17 protein-coding genes, 1 tRNA gene and 1 pseudogene are annotated in these 17,673 nt (G+C 68.8%); 11 read left to right on the top strand and 8 right to left on the bottom strand.

What is annotated here, in order from left to right:
- Window positions 1-8 precede the first annotated feature (8 nt).
- The 3 genes from J4H86_RS15765 (at window position 9) to J4H86_RS15755 (ending at window position 3,835) form a co-directional block, all read left to right on the top strand.
- Window positions 9-491, top strand: coding sequence for a hypothetical protein (locus J4H86_RS15765; protein WP_236538460.1), 483 nt, complete (start codon window positions 9-11; stop codon window positions 489-491).
- Window positions 492-519: 28 nt separating this feature from the next.
- Window positions 520-2,814: a phosphoribosylformylglycinamidine synthase subunit PurL gene (purL, locus tag J4H86_RS15760; RefSeq protein WP_236538458.1), complete on the top strand. Its 2,295-nt coding sequence runs from the start codon at window positions 520-522 to the stop codon at window positions 2,812-2,814.
- A gap of 166 nt (window positions 2,815-2,980) precedes the next feature.
- Entirely contained in the window at window positions 2,981-3,835 is an 855-nt protein-coding gene (locus J4H86_RS15755; RefSeq protein ID WP_236538456.1) for an SAM-dependent methyltransferase, read from the top strand.
- Between the two features lie 158 nt (window positions 3,836-3,993).
- Here the strand turns inward: J4H86_RS15755 and J4H86_RS15750 are convergent, their stop codons facing one another.
- The 4 genes from J4H86_RS15750 to J4H86_RS15735 form a co-directional block, all read right to left on the bottom strand.
- A complete protein-coding gene (locus J4H86_RS15750; protein ID WP_236538454.1) occupies window positions 3,994-4,257 on the bottom strand; it encodes a hypothetical protein in 264 nt (87 codons plus the stop codon).
- Window positions 4,258-4,275: 18 nt separating this feature from the next.
- On the bottom strand, window positions 4,276-5,238 hold the full coding sequence (locus tag J4H86_RS15745) for a hypothetical protein (protein ID WP_236538452.1): 963 nt from the start codon (window positions 5,236-5,238) through the stop codon (window positions 4,276-4,278).
- 271 nt (window positions 5,239-5,509) lie between these two features.
- Window positions 5,510-5,586: transfer RNA gene (locus J4H86_RS15740), tRNA-Pro, on the bottom strand.
- A gap of 48 nt (window positions 5,587-5,634) precedes the next feature.
- On the bottom strand, window positions 5,635-6,549 hold the full coding sequence (locus J4H86_RS15735) for a metallophosphoesterase (RefSeq protein WP_236538451.1): 915 nt from the start codon (window positions 6,547-6,549) through the stop codon (window positions 5,635-5,637).
- A gap of 99 nt (window positions 6,550-6,648) precedes the next feature.
- On the opposite strand from J4H86_RS15735, the gene J4H86_RS15730 reads away from it, so the two are divergent.
- Complete coding sequence (locus tag J4H86_RS15730; RefSeq protein ID WP_236538450.1) at window positions 6,649-7,092, top strand: GatB/YqeY domain-containing protein; 444 nt, start codon at window positions 6,649-6,651, stop codon at window positions 7,090-7,092.
- 105 nt (window positions 7,093-7,197) lie between these two features.
- Here the strand turns inward: J4H86_RS15730 and J4H86_RS15725 are convergent, their stop codons facing one another.
- Window positions 7,198-9,570 (bottom strand): penicillin-binding protein, encoded by a 2,373-nt coding sequence (locus tag J4H86_RS15725; RefSeq protein WP_236544046.1) that lies wholly within the window; start codon window positions 9,568-9,570, stop codon window positions 7,198-7,200.
- 361 nt (window positions 9,571-9,931) lie between these two features.
- Here J4H86_RS15725 and J4H86_RS15720 point away from each other — a divergent pair, with 361 nt between their 5' ends.
- The gene (locus J4H86_RS15720) at window positions 9,932-10,255 is read left to right on the top strand and encodes a WhiB family transcriptional regulator (protein WP_236538449.1); all 324 of its coding nucleotides are present in this window, start codon (window positions 9,932-9,934) and stop codon (window positions 10,253-10,255) included.
- Between the two features lie 21 nt (window positions 10,256-10,276).
- On the opposite strand, the gene J4H86_RS15715 is transcribed toward J4H86_RS15720, so the two are convergent.
- The gene (locus J4H86_RS15715) at window positions 10,277-11,455 is read right to left on the bottom strand and encodes an ArsA family ATPase (RefSeq protein ID WP_236538448.1); all 1,179 of its coding nucleotides are present in this window, start codon (window positions 11,453-11,455) and stop codon (window positions 10,277-10,279) included.
- Window positions 11,452-12,537, bottom strand: coding sequence for an ArsA-related P-loop ATPase (locus J4H86_RS15710; protein WP_394356380.1), 1,086 nt, complete (start codon window positions 12,535-12,537; stop codon window positions 11,452-11,454). The genes J4H86_RS15715 and J4H86_RS15710 overlap by 4 nt, the downstream gene beginning before the upstream one ends.
- Between J4H86_RS15710 and J4H86_RS15705 the strand changes: the two genes are divergently transcribed.
- The 4 genes from J4H86_RS15705 to J4H86_RS15690 are packed head-to-tail and all read left to right on the top strand — an operon-like array spanning window position 12,536 to window position 14,862.
- Complete coding sequence (locus J4H86_RS15705; RefSeq protein WP_236538440.1) at window positions 12,536-12,712, top strand: DUF4177 domain-containing protein; 177 nt, start codon at window positions 12,536-12,538, stop codon at window positions 12,710-12,712. The genes J4H86_RS15710 and J4H86_RS15705 overlap by 2 nt on opposite strands.
- Window positions 12,709-13,182 carry a RidA family protein gene (locus J4H86_RS15700; protein WP_236538438.1) on the top strand — a complete coding sequence of 158 codons (474 nt, stop codon included), beginning with the start codon at window positions 12,709-12,711 and terminating at the stop codon, window positions 13,180-13,182. The genes J4H86_RS15705 and J4H86_RS15700 overlap by 4 nt, the downstream gene beginning before the upstream one ends.
- Before the next feature lie 18 nt (window positions 13,183-13,200).
- The gene (locus J4H86_RS15695; protein ID WP_236538436.1) at window positions 13,201-14,049 is read left to right on the top strand and encodes an NUDIX hydrolase; all 849 of its coding nucleotides are present in this window, start codon (window positions 13,201-13,203) and stop codon (window positions 14,047-14,049) included.
- 3 nt (window positions 14,050-14,052) lie between these two features.
- Entirely contained in the window at window positions 14,053-14,862 is an 810-nt protein-coding gene (locus tag J4H86_RS15690; RefSeq protein WP_236538434.1) for an MBL fold metallo-hydrolase, read from the top strand.
- Between the two features lie 411 nt (window positions 14,863-15,273).
- On the opposite strand, the gene J4H86_RS15685 is transcribed toward J4H86_RS15690, so the two are convergent.
- On the bottom strand, window positions 15,274-15,960 hold the full coding sequence (locus J4H86_RS15685) for a Crp/Fnr family transcriptional regulator (protein WP_394356519.1): 687 nt from the start codon (window positions 15,958-15,960) through the stop codon (window positions 15,274-15,276).
- A 414-nt stretch (window positions 15,961-16,374) separates the two neighbouring features.
- On the opposite strand from J4H86_RS15685, the pseudogene nth reads away from it, so the two are divergent.
- Window positions 16,375-17,030, top strand: a pseudogene (gene nth, locus J4H86_RS15680) (endonuclease III).
- Window positions 17,027-17,665 (top strand): NUDIX hydrolase, encoded by a 639-nt coding sequence (locus J4H86_RS15675; protein WP_236538432.1) that lies wholly within the window; start codon window positions 17,027-17,029, stop codon window positions 17,663-17,665. Before nth ends, J4H86_RS15675 begins: the two are co-directional and overlap by 4 nt.
- Window positions 17,666-17,673: the final 8 nt, after the last annotated feature.

The raw sequence follows: 17,673 nt of genomic DNA, 5'->3' as shown, positions 1-17,673 counted from the left end.
TGTCGCGGATGCGGTCGCGGAACGCGATGCGGATCGTGGTCGGCATCGTCGTCGTGGGCCTCGTCGCGTCCATGGGCTACGGCTTCATCAGTGCCCGGCACGCGCCGGAACCGCCTCCCGCCGGCGCACCCGAGCTGGAGCCCGCGCCCAGCATGGACAGTCTGGGCACGCCACCCAACCGGGTCGAGTACGCCGACCTCGGTGAGATCTGCGAGGTGGAGGAGTGCTTCCGGGCGGTGTCGGTGAGCAGTGAGGACCTCTCCGCCGAGGAAGCCATCGACACCATCTACACGACCCTGTTGGATCGGGGCATGGGTCGGATGCTGCCGCCCGGCGAAGAGGACCCCGAGGAAGTCGACTGGGTGGATTCCGCGCTCACCGACAACACCGTCGTCATCCAGGGGTCGGACCAGCCACCCTCGCCCGAGGCCGAAGAGGATGGCGCCATCGCACACCTCGTGATCACCCACGCGGCCGAATCCGAGTCATAGGTCGAGCACCGCCGTATTTGGAGCACGCATGTCTGTCGCCGTCCCCGAGCTGGACACCGTTGGTCGCGCCTCCGCGACGCCGGACGTTCCCCAGCCCTACGCCGAGCTCGGCCTGACCGAGGGGGAGTACGAGAGGCTGCGGGGCATCCTCGGGCGGCGCCCGACGGCGGCGGAGCTCGCCATCTACTCCGTGATGTGGAGCGAACACTGCTCCTACAAGAGCTCCAAGGTGCACCTGCGCCAGTTCGGTGCGAAGGCGCCGCAGACCCACGCGCTCCTGGTCGGCATGGGCGAGAACGCCGGAGTCGTCGACGTCGGTGACGGCTGGGCGGTGACCTTCAAGATCGAGTCCCACAACCACCCGTCCTACGTCGAACCCCACCAGGGGGCGGCGACCGGCGTCGGTGGCATCGTGCGCGACATCCTCACCATGGGAGCACGGCCCGTCGCGGTGATGGACGCGCTGCGCTTCGGACCCGCCGACGCCGAGGACACGCGGCGTGTCCTGCCGGGCGTGGTGTCGGGGATCTCCTCCTACGGCAACTGCCTCGGCCTGCCCAACATCGGGGGCGAACTCGGCTTCGACGCGGGCTACCTCGGCAACCCGCTCGTCAACGCCCTGTGCGTCGGGGTGATGCGTCACGGCGACATCAAACTCGCCCAGGCGGACGGCCCCGGCAACAAGGTCGTCCTCTTCGGGGCGAGCACCGGACCGGACGGGATCGGCGGCGCGTCCGTCCTGGCCAGCGCCTCCTTCGAGGACGAGAGCCAGGCCAAGCGGCCCAGCGTGCAGGTCGGCAACCCCTTCCTGGAGAAGCTACTCATCGAGTGCTCCCTCGAGCTGTTCGCGGACGATCTGGTGGAAGGCATCCAGGACCTCGGCGCCGCCGGGGTCTCCTGCGCCACCACGGAGCTCGCCGCGGGTGGCACCGGAGGCATGCGCGTCGAGTTGGACCGGGTTCCCCTGCGCGACCCCCGACTCACTCCCGAGGAGATCCTCATGAGTGAGTCCCAGGAGCGCATGATGGCGGTCGTGCGACCCGACCGGCTGGACGCCTTCATGGCGATCTGCGAGAAGTGGGGCGTTGAGGCCACGGTCATCGGCGAGGTCACCGACGTCACCGAGGCGGAGGCCAAACGCGGCGGACGCCTCGTGATGACCTGGCACGGCGAGACCGTCGTCGATCTTCCCCCGCGCACGGCCGCCGAGGAGGGGCCCGTCTACGAGCGGCCCTACGCCCGTCCGGGCGACCTCGACAGACTGCGCGCACACAACGCGAACACGCTGGCCCGCCCGGCGAGCGACGACGAACTGCGGCACCAGGCCCTCGCGGTACTCGCCTCGCCCGGAATCGCCGACCCCACCTGGGTCACCCGGCAGTACGACCGCTACGTCCTCGGCGGAACCGTGTTGGCGGCTCCGCACGACGGCGGCGTCATCCGGATCTCCGACGACAGTCCGCGCGGCCTCGCCCTGGCCACGGACGGCAACGGCCGCTACACCCGGCTCGACCCCTACGCCGGAGCCCAATTGGCCCTGTCGGAGGCGTACCGCAACGTCGCGGCCACCGGTGCCGTGCCCCTGGCCGTCACCAACTGCCTCAACTACGGATCGCCGGAGGACCCCGGCGTCATGTGGCAGTTCGCCCAGTCCACGCGTGGTCTGGCCGACGCCTGCCAGGAACTCGGGGTTCCCGTGACCGGCGGCAACGTGAGCTTCTACAACCAGACCGGTGAGACGGCCATCAACCCGACACCGGTGATCGGGGTCCTCGGAACGATCGCCGACGTACGGACCCGCCTGTCCTCGGCGTTCCCCAGTGACGCGCGGATCTTCCTCCTCGGGGAGACCCACGAGGAACTCGGCGGCTCGGCGTGGGCCAACACGGTGCACGACCACCTGGGTGGCGTGCCGCCCCGGGTGGATCTCGCGGCCGAGGCCGCACTGGGACGAACCCTCGCCGGCGCGGCCGACGCGGGTCTCGCCCTGGCCGCGCACGACCTCTCCGACGGCGGCCTTTTCGTCGCCCTCGCCGAGTCCTGCCTGCGCGGGAACGTCGGCGCCACCGTTCGGGTCGAGGAGGACGGCGTCGTCGGTCTGTTCAGCGAGTCGGTCGCCCGAGCCGTGGTCGCGGTCTCCCCCGAGAACACCGCCGCGTTCGCATGTCTGTGCGCCGACGAGGGTGTCTCGGCTCGGGAGATCGGAGCCACCGGCACCGACCGTCTCTCCGTTGACGCCGGCACGTTCGGTCTCTCCGTGGAGCTCGAAGAACTCCGCCAGGTGTACGAGAGTGCTTTGCCCGCGATCTTCGGGCGGGACTGAGCTACCGCCTTCCCCTCCTGAACAGAGGATTCGGGGCGTGTCGCCGGGTACCGACGGGGACGTCCGGTGGCCACTGTCGGATTCGTGCCTGGATTGACAGGTGTGTACTGGAATGGACAGGGTAAACCTGTCGGGGTTCGGTACATAGGGGCGAAGGGGTTGGGCAGTGGCTGACGTCAACGACTTCATGAAGAACGTCGCGCCCGAGGACGGGGAGCTCCCCGAGTGGGCGACCGTCACCTTCGACACCTCGACGCCGTCCATCGCCCGCGTGTACGACGCCTTCCTCAACGGGAAGGACAACTTCGCGGTGGACCGTCAGGTCGCGCAGGCGATCCTGGAGGTGGTCCCGGAGTCGGCGCGGCTCGCGCAGGACAACCGGGCGTGGATCGGCCGGGTGGTCACGTGGCTCGTGGGCGAGGCCGGCATCCGGCAGATCATCGACCTGGGCAGCGGTCTGCCGGCCAGCAGCAACGTGCACGACTACGCGCAGCGGATCGCGCCGGACACCCGGGTGGCCTACGTCGACAACGACCCCATCGTGCTGGCGCACGGCCGGGCGATGCTCGACGTCAACAGCCGAACCACCGTCATCACCGCGGACGTTCGCGACCTGGACGACGTCTTCGACAACGACGACCTCCGCGCCCTGATCGACCTGGACCAGCCGTTCGCCATCCTCCTCGCCAGCGTCCTGCACCACTTCCCGGACGGTCAGGACCGCGCCGTCGCCCGCATGCTGCGCGAGCGGATGAGTCCCGGCTCCTACCTGGCGGTCGCGAACGTGGCCGACCCCGGTACGGACGACCGTGTCGAGAAACTCGTCTCCGCCGCGCGTGCCAACGGCATGGACACCGGCTTCTGGCGCCCCTACCCCCAACACCGCATGTACTTCGGCGACCTCGACCTCGTCCCCCCGGGCCTCTGCCCCGTCAACGAGTGGAAACCCGACGAGGACACCCCCACCGAGTCCCCCGTCCACCACCTCTACCTGGGAGGCGTGGGCTACTACGGGGGTTAGGACGGGGCTTTGATGAGCTCAGGCCGCCTCGTGCTGGGTATGGGCGATGCGTTGTGCCGATAGCGCGAATGGGGAATCTGTGGGCCAGCCACACGGAGTGATGAGAATCCTCCGACCGCGTTCCCCACTCATCGTCTGGGTACTGAGAGGTTCGCCGGTTAAGAGAACAGCTCGCTGACCGCCTCTACGGTGATCGCCCGGTCGAACCATTGCGTCAGCTGGTGCAGGTCTGTACAGCCCAGGATCCGTTCCCGGCTGGCCGCGTCCACCGTCACCCGGCGCTTCTCCAAGATCCGTACAACATCCGCGGCTCGAGCCTCGGCCTGCCCTTCCGCCAGTCCCTCGGCCAGTCCTTCCGCCCGTTGTTGCTCGCGGTAGTCGGCGGCGAACTGGGACAGGTACGGGTACCTCGGAGCGTTCATGAGATTCCTGGGGTTCGTCTAGACGAAGAGTTCACCGACGGCGTGTGCGGTGATCGCTCGGTCGAACCATTGGTCCAGTTGGTGCAGGTCCGTACAGCCCAGGATTCGTTCCCGGCTGGCCGCGTCCACGGTCACCCCACGCTTCTCCAAGATCCGTACAACATCCGCGGCTCGACTCTCGGCCTGCCCCTCCGCCCGTCCTTCGGCCCGTCCTTCCGCCTGCCCCTCCGCCCGTCCTTGGGCCCGCCCCTCGGCCCGTCCTTCCGCCCGTCCTTCCGCTAGGCCTTGCTCGCGGTAGTCAGCGGCGATCTGAGACTGGTACTGGTACGTCCGAGCGTTCATGAGATCCCTCCAGATCTGTTGGGCGGTGGACTCCCCAAGGCCTGCTTCAGTGAATACAGCCAGAGCTTTCGCGGTCTCGGTATCGATGTTATCCAAGGCGGCGGCGAGTACGTCGAGATTGTCGTTAGCGGTTGCGTCGAGGCGTTGGAGTAGCGCGGAGAACACGGCCAGGACGATGTCCTGGCTGGCCTCTTCCGGGTCAACCAGAGGCGGTACGTCCTTCGGTCCGAGAGCGAAGGGACGCACCAGCATCGATGTCCACCCATCGAGGCCGATGATGATCGGTTCCGATGCCCACTCCGCGACAGACTGGTCCGGGCACAGCACCACGAGTGTGATCCCGCACTTGTATCGGTTGTGGAGGTAGGCGATGTAGTAGGGCCAGGTGATGCGCTTCCTGTCATCGTCTTTGGTTTGGGATTCCACGACGAAGATATGTTTCCGTTTTTCCCACTTGCAGAGGATCGCGGTGTCAGTGAATCGGGTCAGGGGTTGAACCTCGGTGAGGTCCACGTTCAACACCGTGGCGGAGTCCGGGGCGGGCACGTCCTCCTGGAGGTATCGGCGTAGTAGTCGCGATATCAGAGAGGTGTCCTCACGGAAGATCTGGTGAAGAGCCTCATGTGGTTTGCTCGGCATGTCCGGCAAGCTAGCGGGATTCCATCTTCTCCACTGGAAAATCCCGATAAAGCGAATGTATGTCCTAGTTTCGTCGCGTGAGTCCGAAGGCCGCAACACTGTGTACTGTCGAGCCGGAATCGACACTCGGTGCTTGTGAGGAGGGGTATCGACGCGCACGGCTCGGCGTCAGCTCATCTCGAGGCAGTCAACGATGGGAGACCTTGGAGTCGTGGTCTCCCATCGGTCTCCCAAAACAAAAACGCCAGTCCGTATGGACTGGCGTTTTGGCTGGTCGGGGTGGCGGGATTTGAACCCACGACCTCTTCGTCCCGAACGAAGCGCGCTGCCAAGCTGCGCTACACCCCGAGGTTCCGCATCACAGTGTAACGGACATTCGTGGTGGTGCGGTAACGACTATCGCGCGACGATGTCGAGGAGGGCGGCCTCGGGGCGGCAGAAGAAACGGACGGGGGCGGTGGGGGAGGTGCCGAGGCCGGCGGAGACGTGGAGGTAGGAGTCGCCGTTGCGGCTGAGGCCACGGGCGCGGTGGCGGTCGATGCCGCAGTTGGTGACCAGCGTCCCGTAGCCCGGGAGGCAGATCTGGCCGCCGTGGGTGTGGCCGGCGAGCAGGAGTTGGTAGCCGTCCGCGGTGAACCGGTCCAGGTTGGCCGGTTCCGGGGAGTGCATTACGCCCAGACGGAGGTCGGCGCCCGGGTCGGCGGGGCCGGCGATCAGGTCGTAGCGGTCCCGTTTGATGTGGGAGTCGTGGATACCGGCCACCGCGACGTCGAGCGTCCCGGCCTTCACGTCGCCCTTGCGGTTGTTGAGGTCGAGCCACCCCGCCGAGGTCATCGCGGCGCTGAGGTGCTCCCACGGCAGGTCGGGGACCCGACGGACCTCGTAGTCCTTGTGGCTACTGCGCCACAGGTAGCGCGCCGGGTTCTTCCACTGCGGCCCGTAGAGGTCGTTGGAGCCGAAGACGAACACGCCGGGGCGTCGTAGGAGCGGCCCCAGTGCGTCGAGGAAGGGTTCGACGGCGTCCGCGGACGCCAGCGAGTCCCCGGTGTTCACCACGAGGTCGGGTTCGTAGTCGTCCAGGCCGCGGATCCAGTCGATCATCCGGCGGCGTCCCGGAGTCAGGTGGGCGTCCGCGAGGTGGAGAATCCGCAGCCGAGGGCTTCGGGGCGGGAGGAGAGGAACCTCATAGTGGCGAAGCCGGAACCAGTTCCGTTCGACGAGCCCGGCGTAGGCCAGGCCCGCGGCGCCGATCGCGGCCACGCCGGCCGCGCCCATCCCGATGGAACGGATCGATGGAGCACGCTCACCCATGGACACTTCCCTTCCGACTCCCTCTCATCGTGGCAGATCCTCGGCACCGCGGCGAAAACCCCGCGAGCGTCCCGCCGGAACGCCGTAGGATCAGGGTTCATGTCCGAGCTGAAAGAACGTCTACAAAGCGACCTCACGAGCGCCATGAAGCAACGTGACGCGGTGCGCGCCCGCACCCTGCGCATGGTGCTCACCGTGGTCTCCACCGAGTCGACGTCGGGCGAGACCGCCCGCGAACTCGACGACGACGAGATCCAGAAGATCATCGCGCGCGAGGTCAAGAAGCGCCGGGAGGCCGCCGAGGCGTTCGACACCGGCGGCCGGGAGGAGCGCGCCGAGGCCGAGCGCGCCGAGGCCGTGGTCCTGGGCGAGTACCTCCCCGCTCAGCTCGGCGATGACGAACTCGCCGAGATCGTGTCCACCGTCATCTCCGAGACGGGGGCGACCCAGATGGGCGCGGTGATGAAGGAGGTCCTGCCTCGGGTCGGGGACCGCGCCGACGGCAAGCGGGTCTCGACCGAGGTACGCCGCCAGCTCGCCTGAGCGGCGCCCACGAGGGGCCGCCGCTCCGCTGGACGCCTGTTCTTCCGGATGGTGAACCGTCCGGAAGAGCCCCCACGGTTCGTCACCAGGACGCGTCGGGACTGGTCAGGCCTCGCCGTGGTCGGGGTCACGGGTGGAGCCCGGCCAGATCGCCGGTTGGCCGTGATCGTTCAAAGCGCCGTCGGCCCCACCCTCACCATTGCTGAGGAACAGGTTCACGGTCGCCCCGGACGGCAGGCTGGTCCCCGGGTCGGGGTTCACCGCCGCGACGCTCCCCGCGGGTTCCGCCGAGGAGATCGGGCTTCCGGACACGTTGACGTTGTAGCCGGCGTCGTCGAGGGCGGCGACCGCCGCCTCCTCCGTCTGACCGACCACGTCGGGAACACCGCCCGCCGCCGCGGTCTGGGTGTCACTGCCCCCACCACTCGGCTGGGAGGACGTGGACCCGAACCGTGACGGTGCGGAGGGGAAGCTCTCCTCCGGGATCTTCTCGACGGCCTCGCGGAACGTCTCCTGCCAGATCGGCCCGGGGATGGTCGCGCCGTACACCTGGCCGTAGTAGCGCCCGCCGATGTTCACGTTGCGCAGCGGGTACTCCTGCGGCCCACGCGGGTCGCCGACGAACACCGCGCCGGAGAGGTTGGGGGTGAACCCGGCGAACCAGGCGGCGGCCGTGCCGTCGGTACTGCCCGTCTTGGCGGCGGCGGGACGGCCGATGTCCAGTCCGTTGGTCGTGCCGCCCTTGAACGTCTGGCTGAGGATGTAGCTCACGCCGGCCGCGACGTCCTCGTCGATCACCTGTTCACAGTCGGAGTCGAACTCCAGTGTCTCGTCCTTGACGCTGTCGTAGATCTCGGTGAACGGCTGGGGCTCGCACAGTTGGCCGCCGGAGGCGAACACCGCGTAGGCGTTGGCGACGCGCATAGGCGAGACCTCCTCACTGCCGAGCGTGAAGGAGTTGTTGGCCTGGGTGTTGGGGTTGTCGAAGCTCGTGCCGTCCGCGCGCTCGAGACCGAGGGTCTCGGCCATCTCGATCACGTCGCAGAGTCCGACCCGCCGCTGAAGTTGGGCGAAGTAGGTGTTCACCGACCCCTTGGTGCCGGAGATCATGTTGTGCCCGCCGGAGTCGCTCTCACCGGCGTTGCTCACGGACCAGGGCGCGAGGGTGCCGCCCTCGCAGTTGGTCTGCCCGGTGATGGTCATGCTGCCCGGTGAGTCGAAGGACGTGCCGAAGCCCAGCCCCTGGTCGAGCGCTGCCGCGAGGGTGACGGTCTTGAAAGTCGAGCCCGCCTGGAAGCCGGTGCTGCCACCGTTGTCGTAGTCGGTGGTGAAGTTGATGGACGTGACGCCCAGCTCGTCCTCGTCGGGCCCGTAGTCGCGGCTCTGCGCCATGGCGCGGATCTCGCCCGTCCCCGGCTCGACCAGGACCTCCGCCGCGACCTTGCGCGACTCGTTGTCCCGGGGGACCCACTTGTCGACCGCGTCCTGGGCGGCCTCCTGCATGTCGGGGTCGAGGGTGGTGTGGATCTCCAGGCCCGCGGTCTTCAGCCAGCGGTCCCGTTCCTCCTCGTCCTCACCGAACTCTTCGCTGTTGGTGATGTGGTTGATCACGTAGTCACAGAAGAACGGCGCGTCGGACGGCACACATCCGTTGTCGGGCATGTCCGCGGCGTCGAGGTCGAGGTCGGCCTCCTTGGTCTCCTCGGCCTCCTCCCACGTGATCATCTCGTTCTCGGCCATCCGGTCCAGCACCGTGTTCCGCCGGTCCACCGCCTCGTCGGGGTTCAACCGGGGGTTGTACTGGAACGGGAACCGGACCGCCCCGGCGAGGGTCGCGGCCTCGTCGAGTTCGAGCTCGTCGGCGCTCACGCTGAAGAAGTGCTGCGACGCGGACTCCGCGCCGTAGGCGCCGTCGCCGAAGTAGGCGATGTTGAGGTAGCCCTCCAGGATCTCGTCCTTGGTGAGCTCCTGCTCCAGGGTGACGGCGTAGCGGAGCTCGCGGATCTTGCGGGCCAGGGTCTCGGCCTGGGCGTCCTCGACCTCCTCGCGGGAGGTCGCGCTCTCCACGAGGACGTTCTTCACGTACTGCTGCGTGATGGAGGATCCACCCTGGGTGTCCCCGCGCAAGGTGCGTATCGCGGCGCGGAAGGTGCCCTGGATATCGATGCCACCGTGCTCGTAGAAACGGCTGTCCTCAATGGCGATGATGGCCTCTTGCAGGATCGGCGACATGTCCTCCAGCTCGATGAGCTCGCGGTTTCGGTCATAGACCTGCGCGATTTCGCCCCCCTCGCTGTCGTAGATGATCGACCGCTGCGGGGGCGTCAGCGTCTCGAGTTCGCTGGGCATGTTGAGGAAGCCGGTCGCGACGTCGCGCGCGGTCAGACCGAGTCCGCCCACCGCAGGCAGGATCATGGCGGCCACTAGCACTCCCGCCATGACACTGACACCGAAGAGCTGGCCGATCCGCTGCACCACAGTCGCTCGTCCCACGTCCCTAAGACTACGCGTCTTCGTAGCCGGAATCGCATGGTGTGAGGGTCCGATGCTGCAAGGTTGCGGACGGGACGGAAGTGGCGACGGCCCGGTGTCGAAGATCACCAACGCGGACTGTCAGTCACCCGACACGGTGCGAATGGCCCGCTCGGACTATTCCATAAATGGGCCCAATGGGGGCTGTTGGGATGTCCTCGCAATTCATAGCTTCGTGCCCTGAGCGGTTATTGGGAAATGAGTCAGTGCCCCTCGCGGATCCCCCACAGTGTTGCCTGGGGATTCGTCCTGCTCATCCTGCCGACCGCAAACGGCCACACATGATGAACTATGGGAGTGGGACAGCATGTGGAGCAATGATTGGGCAAGTAGGGGCCTGTGTCGCGAAGGAGACCCGGACGCGCTGTTCGTCCAGGGGGCCCAACAGAACCGAGCGAAGATGCTGTGCCGGGGCTGTCCGGTCCGGACGGAGTGTCTGGCGGACGCCTTGGACGACCGCATCGAGTTCGGCGTGTGGGGAGGGATGACCGAACGGGAGCGTCGCGCGTTACTACGACGCCGCCCGGACGTGACCTCCTGGCGGGCGCTGCTGGAGCGCGCCCGAGCGGACTACCTCCGCGCCAGTGGCCCGGAGGAGAACGAGAACCGTGAGGAGCTCATCGCGAGCTGAGCACGGGGGAGGACCGCGCCGTCACGAGGCGGCGCGGTCCTCCACAGACAACGAGCGTCCGACCTTGTGCAGGCCCGAGAGATCGTGGACGTCCTCGGGGAGGGCGGGGACCTCCACGAGGGGGATGGCGGGATGCTGTGCGGTGAACTCCGCCAGCACCCGCGTCTCCTTCGCTCGGGCCCGCAGTCGGTCGGCGTGCAGGCGCAGGGCCGACGCCGCGAGCGGGGATCGCCCCGCGTCGTCGAGGGCGTCGGCCCGGGCGCCGCTTTCCGCTGCGGTCAGCCAGGTCAGGTCACTGTGGTGCGTGCGGTTCAGCACGAGCCCCGACATCGGCATCCGGTCGGAGCCCAGCCGTTCGATGAAGTACGACGCCTCGCGTAGTGCGTCGCTCTCGGGCGCGGCGACCACCAGGAACGCGGTCCCCGGGGCCTGCAGGAGTTCGTAGGTGCGTCGCGCCCGTTCCTGGAAGCCACCGAACACCGCGTCGAACTGGGTCACGAAGGTCTGGAGGTCCCGCAGCGCCTGGGCCCCGACGACCTTGTTGACGAACCCCGTCACCAGCCCGAACCCCGTGCCGAGGATGCGCAGGTAAGCGCGTCCGTTTCCGCCGGCGGGCGCGGTCAGGAACCTGATGAGCTTGCCGTCAAGGAACCGGCCGAGGCGCTTGGGGGCGTCGAGGAAGTCCAGCGCCGACCGGCTCGGCGGGGTGTCGACGATGATGAGGTCCCAGTCACCGTCCCGCCGGAGCTGCCCCAGCTTCTCCATCGCCATGTACTCCTGTGTGCCGGAGAAGCTGGTCGACAGCGACTGGTAGAAGGGGTTGGCGAGGATCTCCTCGGCGCGGGCGGGGTCGGCGTTGTCGGTGACGACCTCGTCGAAGGTGCGCTTCATGTCGAGCATCATGGCGTGCAGGCTTCCCCGCGCACCGGGTCCCAGCTCCACGGGTCGTGGGGTGTTGTCCAGCTCCGTCAGGCCGAGTGCCTGGGCGAGCCGGCGTGCCGGGTCCACCGTGATGACCACGGCGTCCCGACCGAGCTCAGCCGCCCGGAGCGCGAGGGCCGCCGCGGTGGTGGTCTTGCCCACGCCTCCCGCGCCGCAGCAGACGACGATGCGCGTCTCGGCGTCGACGAGAAGGGCGTCGCAGTCCAGGGCCGGGTTGCCGCGGGATCCGGAGGGGGGCGGGATGGTTAGCTCGCTCATGGCGTGCCCACCGCGGTGAGGTGCTTGGCCAGTTCGCGGAGCCCGGCGGGGTCCACACCGTCGGGCAGGAGCGGCAGCGATGTCACGGGAAGCTCGACCTCCTCCAGGCGGTGGCGCATCCGCTTCTCCACGCCGATCCGGCGGGCGTGCCCCACGAGTTCGCGTGCGAGGAGATCCGCGGCCCGGGACGCCTGGGGTGTGTCCACCGACTCCAGGGCGTCGCGCAGGTCGGCAGTGTCCACGTCACCCGCCGCGGCCCGCGCCAGCTCGGCGTCGGAGAGGAGCTGCTCCCGCGTCATGTTCAACAGCAGGCCGCCGACGGGGATCCCCGTGTCCCGCACCTGGGCGACGCCGTCCAGGGACTCCTGCACCGGCATCTCCTCCAGGGTCGTCACGAAGTGCACCGCCGTCTGAGGGGAACGGATGACCCGCATGACGCGTTCCGCGTGGTTGCGGATCGGCCCCACCTTGGCGAGACCGGCGACCTCGGCGTTGACACTGAGGAACTGGGCGATCCGACCGGTGGGCGGCCCGTCGAGCACGACGCGGTCGTAGGCGAACTCCTGGTCGCCGTCCACGGGACGGTCGGACTCCGAGGACCAGCGCGAGCGGCGCGCGGGGTCGCGCCGACGGCGGACCGCCTCCACCGCCTTGCCGGTGAGCAGGACGTCACGCATGCCCGGCGCGACGGTGGTCGCGAAGTCGACCACTCCGAGCCGGGTCAGCGCGTGGGCGGCGCGCCGGATCCCGTAGAAGATGTCCAGGTACTCCAGCAGCGCCTGCTCGGCGTCGACCGCGAGCGCGTGCACCGAGCCCTCGTCCCCCACCCCGGAGATCCAGCGTTCGTCATAGGGAAGGGGCGGGGTGCCGAAGAGCTCGGCGATGCCCTGACGTCCCTCGACCTCCATCAGCAGGACACGATGGCCGCGCGCGGCGAGGCTCAGCGCCATGGCGGCCGCGACAGTCGTCTTACCGGTTCCGCCCTTGCCCGTCACGACGTGCAGGCGGGGAGCCGAGTTGTCTGGTGCCGGACCGCGTGCGCTCACTCCTCGAAGTCTACGGTGAAGTAGTGTGTCGGCCATGACGAAGTGGGAGTACCAGACGGTCGCGCTGTTGTCGCACGCGACCAAGCAGATCCTTGACAACTGGGGTGAGGACGGTTGGGAGCTGGTCTCCGTGGTGCCCGCTCCCCTGCCGGAGGGCACCGACCCCAGGAACCAGCAGTACGTTGCCTACATGAAGCGAGAACGCCAGTGACCGCCGTAACTCCCGAGTCGCGTATCGCCGAGCTGGGACTCACCATCCCGGAGGTGGCCGCCCCCGTCGCCGCCTACGTGCCCACCCTCCGCACCGGAAACTACGTCTACGTCTCGGGCCAGGTCCCGCGGGTGGACGGTGTGGTGCTGGCGACCGGCAAGGTCGGTGCCGAGGTGACGGCCGAGCGGGCCAAGGAGCTCGCCGCGGTGTGCGGTCTGAACGCCATCGCCGCGGTCAAGGCGGAGGTCGGCGAGCTGTCCAAGGTGGCCCGCGTGGTCAAGGTGGTCGGGTTCGTGGCCAGTGACCCCTCATTCGGTGGCCAGCCCCAGGTCATCAACGGCGTCAGCGAGCTGCTCGGCGAGGTCTTCGGTGAGGCCGGCGTGCACGCCCGCAGCGCTGTTGGCGTTGCGGCCCTGCCGTTGGACGTTCCCGTCGAGGTTGAGATGATTGTGGAGCTGACCGAGGGCTGAGTTCGGCGGAAGGCGGCCATGACGGACGGTGCGAGCTGGCGGAACGCGGTTCTGGCGGGACACACCGACCCGGTGGCGCCTCGTGACTCCGCGACGGTGATCCTGCTTCGTCCCGGGGTCGGCGGCGCGTTCCAGGTGTGTCTCCTGCGTCGCGCCGCCACCATGCGGGTCGGGGCGGGACTGTACGTCTTCCCCGGCGGGGCGGTGGACGCCGAGGACGTGGACGACGCGCGGGCGTGCCTTCCCTGGATCGGTGCCCAGCCGGAGCGCTGGGCGGCCTGGTTCGGCGTATCACGGGAGCACGCGGCGTCGTTCGTGTACTCCGCGGTCCGGGAGACCTTCGAGGAGTCCGGAGTGCTCCTCGCCGGTCCCGCGACGCACCCCCTGGACGGACCTTCGGCCCGGCCGGAGGGCGCAGCGACCGGTCTCCCGCCCGTTGACCGTTCCTTCGCGGCGATGCTCGCCCACCGCGGGCTCACGGTACGGGCGGACCTGCTGCGGCCCTGGTCGCGCTGGGTCACACCCCGCACCGAGCGCAAGCGGTTCGACACCCGCTTCTTCGTCGCGGTGGTGCCCCCTGACCAGGAGCCCCGGGTGGCCAGCCCCGAGTCGGACCGCCTCGTGTGGATGACCCCGGCGGAGGCGGTCGACCACTGGGACGCCGGCGGACTGCCGATGGCGTTGCCCACGTCGGAGACCCTGCGGGAACTGGCCGAACTCTCCCGGACCGCCACCCTGGACACCATCCTCGAGCTGCGGCGGGACCTCCACCCTGTCGAGCCCGCCGTCCGGCGGCGGGCCAACGACTCCGTTGTCCTCGTGGCGCCGGACGGCCGCGAGTACCAGCCGCCACGGATCGCGAGGTAGACGGTGAAGATCGACGGTTCGGGAACCACCCGTGCGACCGCCATGCTGTGCCCCAACCCGGGGCCGATGACGCTGGACGGCACCAACACCTGGGTCGTCCGGGAGCCGGACGCGCACGGGGTCGTCGTGGTCGACCCCGGCCCCCACCACGAACGCCACCTGGAGCGGGTGGCGCGGTCCCTGCAGGAACGCGGCGCGCACGTGGAACTGGTGCTGCTCACGCACCACCACCCCGACCACGCCGAAGGAGCTCCCTACTTCGCGGAGCTCACCGGTGCCCCGGTGCGGGCCGTGGACCCCGACCTCGTGGTGGGGGACACCGACTCTCTCCGCGACGGGGAGACGATCAAAGTGGCCGGCCTGGAGCTACGCGTGGTGGCCACGCCCGGGCACACGCCGGACTCGGTCAGTTTCCACCTGCCGGCGGACCGCTCGATCCTCACCGGTGACACCGTCCTCGGTCGAGGGTCAACGGTGCTCGGGGAGGCGGGGTTGGGTGACTACATGGACACCTTGGCGCGGCTCGAGGACCTGATCGCCCAGGCGGGGGTGGTCACGCTCCTGCCGGGCCACGGGCCACTGATCTCGGACGCCGCCGGCGCCATCGCCACCTACCGGGGGCACCGTCAGGAACGGCTGGATCAGATCCGTGCCGCGATCGAGGCCGGAGCCCGTTCTCCGCGCGAGATCGTGGCCCGCGTCTACACCGAGATCGACGACACGCTCATCGGGCCGGCACTGGCGTCGGTCCGGGCCCAGTTGGACTTCCTGAGGTCGCGCGGCGAGACCCCCGACGACCTCAGGTTCGACTAGACCGAGCGCCCTCCCGGCGGAGGGGTGGGGGCTCGCGGAGGCCCCCGCGCCCGAGGGGCTACCGCCGTGGACCCTCGATGAGGTGCGGCTGGGCTTCTTCAGCCTCAGTACCGCTCTGACCGGCGCGACCACGCTGTCGCCCCGAGACGGCCGGGCCTGCACGGACCATCCGGCATCCGGCACACGCCATCAGTCACGCGTCGCCGGTGACCGAGGGCCTCTCCCCACCGGGGGCATACGCTCCGACATGGTGGCTCCGACGCGCGGCGACGTCGGCGGCACCCGTCATCGAATCGACGCCGACCAGCTGGACTACGGCCGCTCGGGACGTCGGGCGATGGCGATGTCGTCGTCCCCGCCGCGGATGAAGGGTGGTCCGCCGCGGACGGCGGATCTCCCCTCAACGGTGTCTCAGCGTGCGCGGCGGCGCAGGCGCTCCACGTCCATCAGGACGACGGCCTTCGCCTCTATGCGCAGCCACCCCCGCAGCGCGAACTCGGCGAGTGCCTTGTTCACGGTCTCCCGGGACGCGCCCACGAGCTGGGCGAGCTCCTCCTGGGTCAGGTCATGGTGCACGTGCAAGCCGTCCTCGCCCTCCTTGCCGAACTTGTCGGCGAGGTCGAGCAGGGCCTTGGCGACGCGGCCGGGCACGTCGGTGAAGACCAGGTCGGCCATGACGTCGTTGGTCTTCCGCAGCCGCCGGGCCAGCGCCTTCAGCAGCACGATGGCGACCTCGGGCTGGCCGTAGACGAACGGACGCAGGTCCTCGTGGCCCAGGCCGGCGAGAATGGTGTCGGTGACAGCGACAGCGCTGGCGGTCCGCGGGCCCGGGTCGAACAGGGAGAGCTCCCCGAACATCTCCGAGGGGCCAAGGACACTGACCAGGTTCTCCCGGCCATCGACCGCGGCGCGGGTGAGCTTCACCTTGCCGCTGATCACGACGTACAGCCGGTCGCCCTCGTCGCCCTCCGAGAACAGGGTCTGTCCACGTCCGAGACGAACCTCGGTAATCGAGGCGCGAAGGGCAGCCCCGCCCTCTTCGTCCAATGCCTCGAACAGCGGGGCGTGGCCCAGTACCTCGTTGGTCTCGTCCACCAATTCCTCCAATGCACCCCTGACCGCACATCAGTGTGACGCATCGCGGGCCCCGTGCGATTCAATTCCGTTACCTCGGCCCGTCGTGGCCTGCGCCAACATCAGTCAGCACCTTCGATACTAGGTCATCTCTTGGGATCTTTCCCGCCCCGAGAGAACGCACCCTTACTCGATAGTTACATTCTGTGATTGTGTGATGCCTCAACGGGGCCGACCATTTCGGTGTGCGCGGGCACTGTGGACGCGGATTCACGGGGCAGTGGTCCGAGTCGTGGTCCTCGGACACCCAACTTGGCGGAGTCCGTAGTCTTGGGAGTTGTGCACCACTCCACTGCGCCAGCCGCGGCCTCGCAGCGGTACGAGGAACCCACACCCACGGGGGAAACCCGCCTCGCCCTCGTGCGGCGGGCACGGCGGATGTACCGGAGTTGGTGCGGCTGTATCCCGACGCGCACTGTGAGCTTGATTTCACTAACTCCTTGGAGCTGCTGGTCGCGACGATTCTGTCCGCGCAGTGCACCGACAAGCGGGTCAATATGGTCACGCCCGCGTTGTTCGAGCGCTACCGCTCCGCCGAGGACTACGCCGCGGCGGACCGGACCGAACTCGAGGAGCTCATCCGTTCCACCGGTTTCTTCCGTTCCAAGGCCGACAGCATCCTGCGGTTGGGACAGGAACTGTGCGACCGGTACGGCGGCGAGGTTCCCGGGCGCCTGGCCGATCTGGTGACGTTGCCGGGGGTGGGACGAAAGACGGCCAACGTGGTGCTCGGAAACGCGTTCGGTGTGCCCGGTCTCACGGTCGACACCCACTTCTCCCGCCTGGTGCGCCGGTTCAAGTGGACGGACGAGTCCACCCCGGAGAAGATCGAGTCCGCGGTGGCCACGCTCTTCCCCGCCAAGGACTGGACCCTGCTGTCGCACCGCCTGATCTGGCACGGGCGCCGCGTGTGCCACGCCCGACGGCCGGCGTGCGGGGCCTGCACGCTCGCCCCCATGTGCCCGTCCTTCGGTGAGGGGCCGACCGACGAGGCGGCCGCGCGCAAGCTGGTGCGGCAGGGGCCGTTCTCGTGACCGGGACGCCACCTCCGGAGTGGCTCCTCTCCCTGCGCGACCGGGCTATCGACGCGCCGGTCCCGCTCCTGATGCGTCCCCCGGAGGAGGGAGGGCGCCGATCCGCCATCCTGGTGCTCTTCGGGAACGGAGAGGACGGTCCGGACGTTCTCCTCACGCAACGCGGCGACAGCCTGCGTCACCACGCCGGGCAGCCCGCTTTCCCCGGCGGGGCCGTGGAGCCCGATGACGGCAGTGCCGCGCAGTGCGCGCTGCGGGAGGCGCAGGAGGAGACCGGGCTGGACCCCAGCGGCGTGACCGTACTGGCGGAGCTGCCCGAGGTGTACCTGTCCAACAGCGGAAACCGGGTGACGCCGATTCTCGCCTGGTGGCGCGTACCGGGTCCGGTGCGGGTCGCGGACCCGCGCGAGGTCGCCGGAGTGGCTCGGGTACCGGTCCGGGAGCTGATCGATCCCGGGAACCGCCTGCGCGTCGTCTACGGACCCAAGCGGAGTGGGGTGGCGTTTCGGGTACGAGGAATGGTGGTGTGGGGCTTCACGGCCGGAGTGCTCAACGACCTGTTGACACTGGCCGGGTGGGAGCCGCCCAATCAGGACAACCCAGAGGTGGTCAGCGTGGAGTCCCTGCTCGGGTGAGTGCTCCG

The sequence above is a fragment of the Spiractinospora alimapuensis genome, assembly GCF_018437505.1.
Lineage (GTDB): Bacteria > Actinomycetota > Actinomycetes > Streptosporangiales > Streptosporangiaceae > Spiractinospora > Spiractinospora alimapuensis.
The sequence above is the reverse complement of the archived record's forward strand: the minus strand, read 5'-3'. Positions and strand labels throughout refer to the sequence as shown.

What these genes read in the sequence shown, in the direction of transcription:
- J4H86_RS15765 (WP_236538460.1), top strand. Translation starts at nt 9, where the DNA reads ATGCGGTCGCGGAACGCGATGCGGATCGTGGTCGGCATCGTCGTCGTG.
- purL (WP_236538458.1), top strand. Translation starts at nt 520, where the DNA reads ATGTCTGTCGCCGTCCCCGAGCTGGACACCGTTGGTCGCGCCTCCGCG.
- J4H86_RS15750 (WP_236538454.1), bottom strand. Translation starts at nt 4,257, where the DNA reads ATGAACGCTCCGAGGTACCCGTACCTGTCCCAGTTCGCCGCCGACTAC.
- J4H86_RS15745 (WP_236538452.1), bottom strand. Translation starts at nt 5,238, where the DNA reads ATGCCGAGCAAACCACATGAGGCTCTTCACCAGATCTTCCGTGAGGAC.
- J4H86_RS15735 (WP_236538451.1), bottom strand. Translation starts at nt 6,549, where the DNA reads ATGGGTGAGCGTGCTCCATCGATCCGTTCCATCGGGATGGGCGCGGCC.
- J4H86_RS15730 (WP_236538450.1), top strand. Translation starts at nt 6,649, where the DNA reads ATGTCCGAGCTGAAAGAACGTCTACAAAGCGACCTCACGAGCGCCATG.
- J4H86_RS15720 (WP_236538449.1), top strand. Translation starts at nt 9,932, where the DNA reads ATGTGGAGCAATGATTGGGCAAGTAGGGGCCTGTGTCGCGAAGGAGAC.
- J4H86_RS15715 (WP_236538448.1), bottom strand. Translation starts at nt 11,455, where the DNA reads ATGAGCGAGCTAACCATCCCGCCCCCCTCCGGATCCCGCGGCAACCCG.
- J4H86_RS15705 (WP_236538440.1), top strand. Translation starts at nt 12,536, where the DNA reads ATGACGAAGTGGGAGTACCAGACGGTCGCGCTGTTGTCGCACGCGACC.
- J4H86_RS15710 (WP_394356380.1), bottom strand. Translation starts at nt 12,537, where the DNA reads ATGGCCGACACACTACTTCACCGTAGACTTCGAGGAGTGAGCGCACGC.
- J4H86_RS15695 (WP_236538436.1), top strand. Translation starts at nt 13,201, where the DNA reads ATGACGGACGGTGCGAGCTGGCGGAACGCGGTTCTGGCGGGACACACC.